At 39.7% G+C, this 9,436-nt stretch carries 9 protein-coding genes, 1 pseudogene and 1 riboswitch; of the genes and pseudogenes, 3 read left to right on the plus strand and 7 right to left on the minus strand.

The window, feature by feature from the left end; all coding sequences use genetic code 11:
* Positions 1–176 precede the first annotated feature (176 nt).
* The 3 genes from HMPREF0673_RS06760 (at position 177) to HMPREF0673_RS06770 (ending at position 4,551) form a co-directional block, all read left to right on the plus strand.
* Positions 177–1,568: an MATE family efflux transporter gene (locus tag HMPREF0673_RS06760; RefSeq protein WP_007899896.1), complete on the plus strand. Its 1,392-nt coding sequence runs from the start codon at positions 177–179 to the stop codon at positions 1,566–1,568.
* Positions 1,569–2,054: 486 nt separating this feature from the next.
* Positions 2,055–2,417 carry a hypothetical protein gene (locus HMPREF0673_RS06765; RefSeq protein ID WP_040596602.1) on the plus strand — a complete coding sequence of 121 codons (363 nt, stop codon included), beginning with the start codon at positions 2,055–2,057 and terminating at the stop codon, positions 2,415–2,417.
* Between the two features lie 22 nt (positions 2,418–2,439).
* A complete protein-coding gene (locus HMPREF0673_RS06770) occupies positions 2,440–4,551 on the plus strand; it encodes an HU family DNA-binding protein (RefSeq protein ID WP_083825700.1) in 2,112 nt (703 codons plus the stop codon).
* A 152-nt stretch (positions 4,552–4,703) separates the two neighbouring features.
* On the opposite strand, the gene HMPREF0673_RS06775 is transcribed toward HMPREF0673_RS06770, so the two are convergent.
* The 7 genes and pseudogenes from HMPREF0673_RS06775 to HMPREF0673_RS14520 form a co-directional block, all read right to left on the minus strand.
* Positions 4,704–4,952 (minus strand): hypothetical protein, encoded by a 249-nt coding sequence (locus HMPREF0673_RS06775; protein WP_007899925.1) that lies wholly within the window; start codon positions 4,950–4,952, stop codon positions 4,704–4,706.
* Positions 4,951–5,055, minus strand: a riboswitch (SAM-I-IV-variant riboswitch). It overlaps the preceding gene by 2 nt.
* 136 nt (positions 5,056–5,191) lie before the next feature.
* Positions 5,192–5,395 carry a CD225/dispanin family protein gene (locus tag HMPREF0673_RS06780; RefSeq protein ID WP_007899927.1) on the minus strand — a complete coding sequence of 68 codons (204 nt, stop codon included), beginning with the start codon at positions 5,393–5,395 and terminating at the stop codon, positions 5,192–5,194.
* Positions 5,396–5,564: 169 nt separating this feature from the next.
* Positions 5,565–5,936 (minus strand): hypothetical protein, encoded by a 372-nt coding sequence (locus HMPREF0673_RS06785; protein ID WP_007899929.1) that lies wholly within the window; start codon positions 5,934–5,936, stop codon positions 5,565–5,567.
* Positions 5,937–5,948: 12 nt separating this feature from the next.
* Positions 5,949–7,094: a serine/threonine protein kinase gene (locus tag HMPREF0673_RS06790; protein WP_007899931.1), complete on the minus strand. Its 1,146-nt coding sequence runs from the start codon at positions 7,092–7,094 to the stop codon at positions 5,949–5,951.
* Positions 7,095–7,649, minus strand: coding sequence for a hypothetical protein (locus HMPREF0673_RS06795; RefSeq protein WP_007899935.1), 555 nt, complete (start codon positions 7,647–7,649; stop codon positions 7,095–7,097).
* A gap of 35 nt (positions 7,650–7,684) precedes the next feature.
* Positions 7,685–8,314, minus strand: coding sequence for a hypothetical protein (locus HMPREF0673_RS06800; protein WP_007899936.1), 630 nt, complete (start codon positions 8,312–8,314; stop codon positions 7,685–7,687).
* 63 nt (positions 8,315–8,377) lie between these two features.
* Positions 8,378–9,436: pseudogene (locus HMPREF0673_RS14520) on the minus strand (hypothetical protein); the annotation flags it as partial.

Consider the following 9,436-nt stretch of genomic DNA (forward strand, 5'->3'; position numbering starts at 1 on the left):
AGGCTTAAAGAAATATAGTAAGGCTTAAAGAGACATAGTAAGGCTTAAAGAGGCTTAAAGAGGCTTAGTAAGGCTTAAAGAGGCATAGTAAGGCTTAAAGAAATATAGTAAGGCTTAAAGAGGCATAGTAAGACTTAAAGAGGCATAGAAAAAAAATGGAACAAACAGGATAACATATGAAAACACAACCAACCAAAGAACACGAACCTTCCGCCACAGCAAAGGCTGCATCGGTGAGCGATATGACGGTCGGATCGCCACTGCGCCAAATCACGAAGTTCGCACTGCCCTTGATACTTGGCTACATCCTTCAGCAGATGTACCTCGTCATCGATGCCGTCATCGTAGGCAGATGGATTGGTGTAGAAGCATTGGCAGCCGTAGGCGCATCCACCTCCATCACCTTCCTCGTTATGGGCTTCTGCAACGGAGCCTGCGCAGGCTTCGCCATACCCGTAGCGCAAGCGTTCGGGGCGAAGGACTACCGCAAGATGCGCATCTACGTAGCCAACGCTGTTAGAGTGTCGGCTGTCATAGCCACGGTGATAATGGTGCTCTCGCTTATGTCCTGCCACCGCATCCTGCAGATGGTGAACACCCCGACCGACATCTTCCACGATGCCTATACGTTCCTCATGCTGCAGTTCGCAGCCATACCGCTCACGTTCGGATTCAACCTCCTCTCCGGTCAGATACGCGCACTCGGCAACTCGCGCCAGCCGTTCTACTTCCTCATCACTTCCGCCCTCGTGAACATCCTGCTTGACGTTGTGCTCATACTCTTCTGTGGCATGGGCGTAGCAGGAGCCGGCATAGCCACATGGCTCTCGCAAGCTGTATCCGTAGCATTGTGTATATGGTATATACGCAAGCACATGCAACTGCTCATTCCGCAAGGCGACGAACGTCGCTACGACAACCGCCGCACGAGCATACTGCTCAACAACGGTGTGCCGATGGGCTTGCAGTTCTCCATCACCGGCATTGGCATCATCATGCTGCAGAGTGCCAACAACGCTCTCGGCACCACCTGCGTAGCAGCCTTCACCACCTCGCTCCGCATAAAGTATCTCTTCACCTGCGTCTTCGAAAACATCGGCGTAGCAATGGCTACCTACTGCGGACAGAACCTCGGAGCACAGCGTATGGACCGCGTGACACGCGGCGTGAAGGATGCCATCTGCCTCATGCTCGTCTACTTCCTCTTCACCTTCGTCGTGATATATCCCTTCGCCGACTATATGATGCAGCTCTTCGTAGACAGCGGCGAAGCTGCCGTGGTGAGCAACGCTGCGCAGTACATGCGCATCAACAACTACTTCTACCCCACCCTCGGACTGCTCACCATTCTGCGCTACTCCATCCAGGGGCTCGGCTTCAGCAACCTCTCCATGCTCAGCGGCGTGATGGAGATGATAGCACGCTGCGGTGTCAGCCTATGGCTCGTGCCAGCTATCGCCTGGACCGGCGTCTGCTTCGGCGACCCCATAGCCTGGATTATGGCAGATCTGTTCCTCGTTCCGGCATTTCTGTGGGTGCAGCGTAGATTGAAAAGCAATGTGACATAGTCGTACCCGATTTGAATTAATCCAACATGACAAAAGTTCGGCTTCGACAGTAGTTGTTTATATCATCAAAACACTACTTGTATTATGACTGTTTGCCGTTTCTATTGACAACAAATAGCCCTAATAAATTTAAAACTTCACAGCACAAATATTTTTCTTATTTTCTTTTTTAGTCTTGTTTAGTTTTCATATCTTTGCAGTCAAATTATGACAATTCTATAAAGAATAAGTCTATTGATTTTAATCTAACCTCTGAACAATAACATTGGAAGATAACACCAAACAGCCTTTAACGGCTAACGCTTCATTGTATAATGGGCAACCTACTGACACTGGTTCGTTGTGTTCAAGTGCAAGACTTACCTCTTGTACGCCCTCCATCTCAAAGAACAGAGGTGGGGTGTCGGTAGAGAATGTGCCTAACGAAAACAAACAGTGGTTCGTACTGCGAGTTTCGTATGGGGCTTTCTCGCAGACAAAATCTACATGAGCAAGGCAAGCCGGAAAATTCTCAAGGAATATAAGATAAAGACCTGTTGTAAACCATTAGGCCGACTACCCAAGGAACCCAGAAGTCTTGAACATCTCGAAAAGATGACTAAGGCCATCGGAGAACGAAATGAAGCCAAATGCTCTTTCGGCACAGACAAAAAAAATTATCGAGCCTACATAAGAGCCAAGTATCCCCAAACTGCAGTATGCAGGACAAGAATATGCTACTTTGTTAAGAACGTGATGAAGTTCATCAGAGAACTTTGTCTTGCTCTTTTCGAATTTTGGCTCAATTTATGGACAGATGCCATTGCAAAGTATAGAGTCCACGGCTTTGCTTCCATGGCAATTTATTAATCCAGTGGACACTGATTAGCATATGAATAAAAAACAAATAATAAGAGAAGTTGCAAAAAGAACTGGTTTTTCCCTTCGTCTTTCTTCAATTGTTATAAAATGCTGTATGCATACAATAATTTCAGAATTGAAACAAGGAAATAGAATTTCTTTAAAAGATTTTGGCGCATTTAGTGTTGTTAAAAGACATGGAAAGACTTATTTTGATTTTCGAGAAAGAAAAATCAAAAAATCACTATCCAAAAATTCTGTAAAATTTGTACCATACAAGAACTTCAAGAAGCAGTTATGTTTAAATGTTGTTGATATTCATTCTGTAAATGATGGTTCACTTGAGAATAAAATCACATTAGAAGATAGCGTATACAAAAGATCACTGCCCGACCACGGGAAAATTGATTCTAATAACTATGGGCAACAGAATATAGGGGAACGAACTATTCATAAGCAAGATTTGTCTGAGAATATACTTGTATTTAACGGAAATTTCCCTTATGACAAATTCCAAGGAGAACTTGACCATACAAATTTCCCTTCTATAATGATTCCACAACAAAATACTTCTATTCTTATTCCTCAACCAGATAAAACAGGAGCGACCATAGGTGTTATGGAACCTGTGTTGTTTAGTCGTTTACACAAGATGTGCGAAGAACTTAGCTGCATTAAAATTTTAGACAACGTAAAGTTACCAATATTGAATAGAAATTATTCGTATAGGCCAGATATATGTCTTTGTTGGGAAGAAAAAAATCTATATATAGATATTGAAGTAGATGAACCTTATGATATTGTAAGTCGCAAACCTATACATTATAAAGAGAGTGGTGATAATTTGCGTGATAGATATTTTATTAGAAATGGATGGTGTGTGATTCGTTTTACTGAGCAACAAGTACACGATAATATAGAAGGTGTAACCAACTATATTAAACGTTTGTTAAGATGGTTGACTAATGATGAACGTATAAAATTCGATGAGGATTCATTAAATTCTGTAGAAAGATGGTCTTATGATCAAGCAGAACAAATGGCATCTGATAATACAAGGGAAGAGTATCTTGATTTGCTAGATGATGTTTCTACTAAACACATACAAACGAACAATATTTCTAAAATTACAAATACAGGAAAAAATGTTTTCTTAAAACCTGATGAAGATATATTACTCCCCAAAAAAGAATCTAAATGGGTATCTATCATCAATGATATAGCCAAATCAAAATGTGATTATTGTAAAGTAATTCAAACGGATGGATATCAATGGATCTATGATAAACACATTACAATTATTTCTAAAAATGGTAATGAGTTTATAACAGGAAAGAGTCCATTTAATTACGATCTTGAGATTTCGATTGACAAAATTGCTGATTTAGTGCCATTGGAGACACTGTTCTCTGAGATTAAATGGAAGAAACATGATGGTATGTGTTTAAAAGACTTTCATAAAATGAGAGAAATTCTTTTTGATGCTATAGCAAATGGTAAACCGATATGGTGCGCTTATCGTTCTAATAACTCTGGATATAGCAAACGTTTTTTAAGTAATTTGGTGTATTGTTGGAGGGAGCCTAATGTACAATCTCCTCATATCGGGTTAGGCCATGGTGCTAAGTATGACTTGAGCTCATTATCCCATTTTTTTGCGTATTGTTCGAATAGACAGGAATTCAGAATGTTTGCTACTGATTACCGACTCGAAGAGTTAATAGTACTGAACTGTGATCATGTATATTTATGTCCTGAGGTATATGAAAGAAGTTTTGCAAGACTGATAATGTCTATATATGAAAACAATAATAGGAATGCCTTTTTTGAAAATGCAGATAAAATCCTAGAAATCATGCCAAAGAAGGAATTAGAATCTCCTATAACTCAGGTTAATTTAGCAGATTATCAAGTATTGAAAGGTAATATTGATAAGGCTGTAGAATTGTATCAACAAAAGCCCTATAAATACTTCCTTACACCTTCTTATACTTGGGGAGAGGCATGTATTGCTGATATTAAATATTTTATAAATTTATTCAAAGAGCATCAGACTAGTAGTCCTGATGCCAAAAAATTATTGCATAACTTTAGTGATGTTCTAAAACGGTTAATGCAATCTAATTGGATACGAACAAATTAAGCATTACTTAATGTTTACTGAATAAGTCATCACAAGCGAGTTCCTCAGAGATAATGATATGTGTCTGTTGAGTCGTTCCGCAAGGTTGTTGTCCAGACGATGATACCAAGAGCAGACGGCATCATCGGCTGGTTATGTGTTGCTACGTAATTCTATTTCTTGATTATCAAGCTATTGTTGTCCAACACAACATGATGGGCAAAAGAAAGGGTTGTTCCGTCGAATACTGCCGATACGTCTACGCCACGACGCACAAGCTCGTCGATAAGAGCCTTGTCATGGGCTGCTCGCATGGAGTTGAAGCCACGATTTCCTACCTGACTGTTAAATGATTCGACAAGTGAAGTGAGTGTACAAGCTGCGAAACACGCAGCGAAATCGTTGTAAAATGAATTGTTCATAATGACTTGTTTTTGAAATTAAACGTATTTCCACATCGTATCTTGACCACCGTGGCTGTCGTGCTCGGTTGGTGCAGATTTTAAACTGCTCTTGATGTTTCGGGTGCAAAGGTATAAAGAAAAATGTGATTGACAAAGAACGGGAGGGATAATGGCGCTATGTATTAATAACCATAATACAAACGATTCAATTCCCAATTATCATTCTATAGTTTTTTAGGATAATAGTCACCAAGGAATTACATTGAGCCAGCCATTCCAATAAAGAAATAGATAACACCTACAATGATACCAACGATGAGACCATACTGAGCATATTTCTTTGCATTATCAGCGGCTTCCTGCGCACCAGAGTAGTCTCCACTTCTATAGAGCCCATCAACTTTTGCAGCATGAATGATTGCTACAATACCAAGAGGTAAGCAGCAGAACAGAGTACTCAAAACCAGACCATATTGTTGTCTGGTTTTGAGTTTTGGTTTCCCATAAATAAAAAGTTTTAAATTAGTAAATTACTTGTGATGCGATATTTTCGCTTAACTATAGTTATATGTATTTTCTCATTAGTGTCCCGTAAAAAGAGGCACTAATGATGTTATTAAAACAATTGTGTCACTTGATGAAAACTCTTCCTGTTCCATAGCATCTGCTGCAACTATAAACATATCCGTCGTTACTTTGCACTCGTCCTCGTCCGTAGCATTGCATACAGTTTACCATTCGAGGCTGCGAGGTTGTTTGCGCATTACTTCGAGTAGTGTTATGCACGGCTCTGCTTCCTCCAATGATGACTCCACGTTGAATATTAGAATTTTTGGACATTTTAGTCGTTGCCTCGTTTAGTTCTTTAACCGCCTTATTTACATTTATTTCTGTCATTTGAGTTGCGTGGTTTAAGTTTCTTTCAGCGACTTTCGAAACTTTGCCCAGAGCGACAAAGAGCATCAACAATACTCCACCAATCCATTTTAGAATATTCTTCATAATCTTCAATATTTATGTCATAAATAAAAATTTTACTACAAATACTGCTATCGCAATGATAATCAGAATATACAGACATCCGACAAAACTAAACTCTGGTTCTTTTTCTTGTGTATCGTTTTGCCATAGAGTACTTTTTCTGTTATAGTAATTCCCCTTTTGAGAAACATTCGACTGATACTGTATCTTGGGGTTTTCAACAAAAACCGTTGCGTCTTCTGTATCATCTACAAGCACCGTTGTATCATCATATGACGATCCTGTCCATTTTTTTGATTTCATTATCGTCAGAATTTCATCAACGCTTTTAGGTCGTTTCTCTCTATCTGTATTCATTAGCCAAGCAACAAGGCATCTCATTTCATCGGATACACCTGGCATTGGCAATGCAATGTGCTTGTTGCGTGTTTTGTCCTCATTAAGTGCCGTCCATGTTGGTATCTCATTACAAGTAAGCAGATAATATATGGTGGCGCCAAGAGCATAGAAGTCTGACCATGGCCCCAATTTATCGTAACTTCCATCAATCTGTTCTGGAGGAGCATAGCGGTCTGTTCTTGCCATACCTGTAAGAACAGTTGCTCCAACGCCTCGCATGTAATCCTTACTTGCACCAAGGTCTATCAGCTTAACATAGCCACGTGCTGTCACCATAATATTCGCAGGCTTTATGTCAAGATGCAATAGCCCAACAGAGTGTATAGCTGAAAGACCATCCAGGATTTGTCTCAGATAATTCCGTACGGTTTTCTCTGAATATGGTATTCTACGTTGTTGCAGTCTTCCCTTTAAGTCATCACCGTCTACGTACTCCATTACATAATAGGCTGTTCCGTTTTCCTCGAAACAATCACAAACCGTCACCACATGAACATTGGAAATCTGTCTGAGGCGCTCATATTCTTTCTTGAACTTTGATAATTGAGACTTAAAAGCATTGGCATTCTCCTTAGTTCTGTCAACGCTTACAGACACGCCATCCGACTCACGCAGATTTGCCGTGTTCATAAAGAACTCCTTGATGGCGACCTTTGTGTCGTGAGAACCATACACGGCAAGGTACGTCTTTCCGAAGCCACCAGACGAGAGGTGGCTTACTATTCGGTATTTCCCTTTCAGGATAGTGCCAGAACGTAGTGCTTGATAGTCGCTCTTCATTTATCTTACTCTTGTATCAGTCACTGTTATCTTTCTGCCATCATCATCTATCGACTCCGTAACATGCTTGTTCTCTTGCAGCATCAGTATTCGTTCGGTTGATGCTTCAAGAAGTCCCTCTTTCAGTTCGTCTGCAATAGCACTTGATGTCTCTGTCAGTTCGCTTCCCGTGAGTTCTGCAATGAACGAACCGTCAGAAGGGTCATAGTATTTCAAACTGGTCACTTTTACTCCTGCGGATGTTGGAGTGGTAACAATCTCTTTGTCGTTCACCGTCCATTCTCCGCTATCCTTAAAGCTAACCCCCATCTTTACTTGGACATTAACACCTTCAATCTCTGTGTCAACCGTATAGACAGCATTTGCGACACCAGAATAAGTGCCGTCGTCATTATTCGTTTCAGTTCCCTCAAATCTCACCATTCCACCATCAATGGTCATGGTCTTGACACAATGCCAAGTTCCGACCAACTGGTCTTTAGTGGATCTCTGACAAGCAGTCAATCCTATGAGGATTGCTACGATTGCAATAACGATTTGTAATTTCTGTTTCATGTTGTTTATTTGTTTTACTATGTGTGAAACTTTGGTTAGTGCAATTCTATTTTGTCTATCTCTTTTTTTAGAAAACAGGTGATATTCTTCATTCCGTCTTGAAAAAATTTTTCTGTAAAAGGATATTCTTGGACTATTTTATCTATGATTTTCCTCAAATTGTTAGCATCATCTAAATTCTTTCCTATAGTATTATTAATCGGAAATGAACCATTTGTGAGCATATCCCAATAGATTTGCACCATTTCCTCATTCTTCACTTCAGAAATAAGCAATATGGCATAGACTATATGGGGTAACAAATTGTCGTCTGCTTCACAATATAAAGAGAATGATTGTTCATATATATCACCATTGTCTATCTGCCAATTAATTGTGAAGTTATGATGGCAACCATTGCGTGAAAGATAAAATTTCAAGATGTCCTTGACGACATAAAATATAGTAATTCCATTTAATTTTATATTGTCTTGTTTTCCATCAAGGCACAATGAAAGACGTCTTTCGTTGAATTGACCATAGTCTGACCAACAACGTATCGTTCGTACCGATGCAATTAACCTATAGATACTCACATCAACAAAACGAAATTCTTCCTCATCGCCCAAATCAATTTGGCGAAGCATTCCTAGATTTTTTTCTAATGCGTATATTCTTTCTTTCATATTTCTTATATTTATTATTCCATGACACTATTGCCCCATTAAAGTGGACAAACCATTCTTTCTTTACCTGTTTGACTGTTTACTTCGAACAGGTCGTATCGTAAATCTCAGAGTAGGGTCAGAGTTATGAAATCCATCTACAATATTACAGCTCAACGCGTGGTCTCCTTCTCTTGTATCGGTCCATGACATTTGGTATTCCCATCCCAAAAAATACTCATCTTTATAAAGAGAGGAAAAAGGAAAAAATAACGTATTCCCATTTGGTCCAGTTACAAGATAGCCTTTTATATTGTTCTTTTCTATCTTTTTAATACTACATTGATCATGTAATTCATTGAACTGTTCTAAATTAGGCATACACCAATCTTCTCCCCATTTCTCTTTTACAATATCATATTCTGTACCTGATATATTATACACATTGTCAGGCACTTTTACTGTATCATTCATTCCCGTTGGATCACCCCAAATAAACAGCATTCCTTCATCTGTTTCATCTAATGCATCTAAATTTCTATCTGCCCATAAGGTTCCAGAAGGCAATCCCAAATCAACAGCTTTACCAGAAGCATTTTGGGGATATTCAAAAGTATTCTCTATAGAATCAGCACATTGTTCAGATGTCAGTTTTTTATTACCTCCACATCCTCGAAATCCAGAAAATACGAAATATAGAATCACAAGAGGTACAAGACATGCAATGAAATATTTTATTTCTTTACGTGAAGTATCTTCTTCGTCATCATCTTCGTCATAAGTTTCTTCTACTGCTTTTTTATTGTAGGGCAAGCTACTATTCTTCGTACCTTTATCTGCAACGACTGTTTCCTCACCATCTGTCGTTTGTGTTACTTTCTTTACAACTACAGTTTCTTCTTCTGTTGTCGATTTGATCGGGGTAGACATCTGTACAGAATAATTTGTTAATGCGTCCCTAAACTCCCTGACGCTCTGCGTGCGCTTCCTTACATTCGGATACATCGCCTCGGTGACAACCTCAATAAGATTGTCAGACACTCCCTTTTCACGAAGTTTGTTCTCCAGCAGTTCGTCATCACTGACGAGGTCAGAAGCTGGCGGTGGCGTTTCACGGGTGAGAAGCTTGTAGAATGTAGCACC

Source organism: Leyella stercorea DSM 18206 (assembly GCF_000235885.1).
In the GTDB taxonomy this organism is placed as follows: Bacteria; Bacteroidota; Bacteroidia; order Bacteroidales; family Bacteroidaceae; genus Prevotella; species Prevotella stercorea.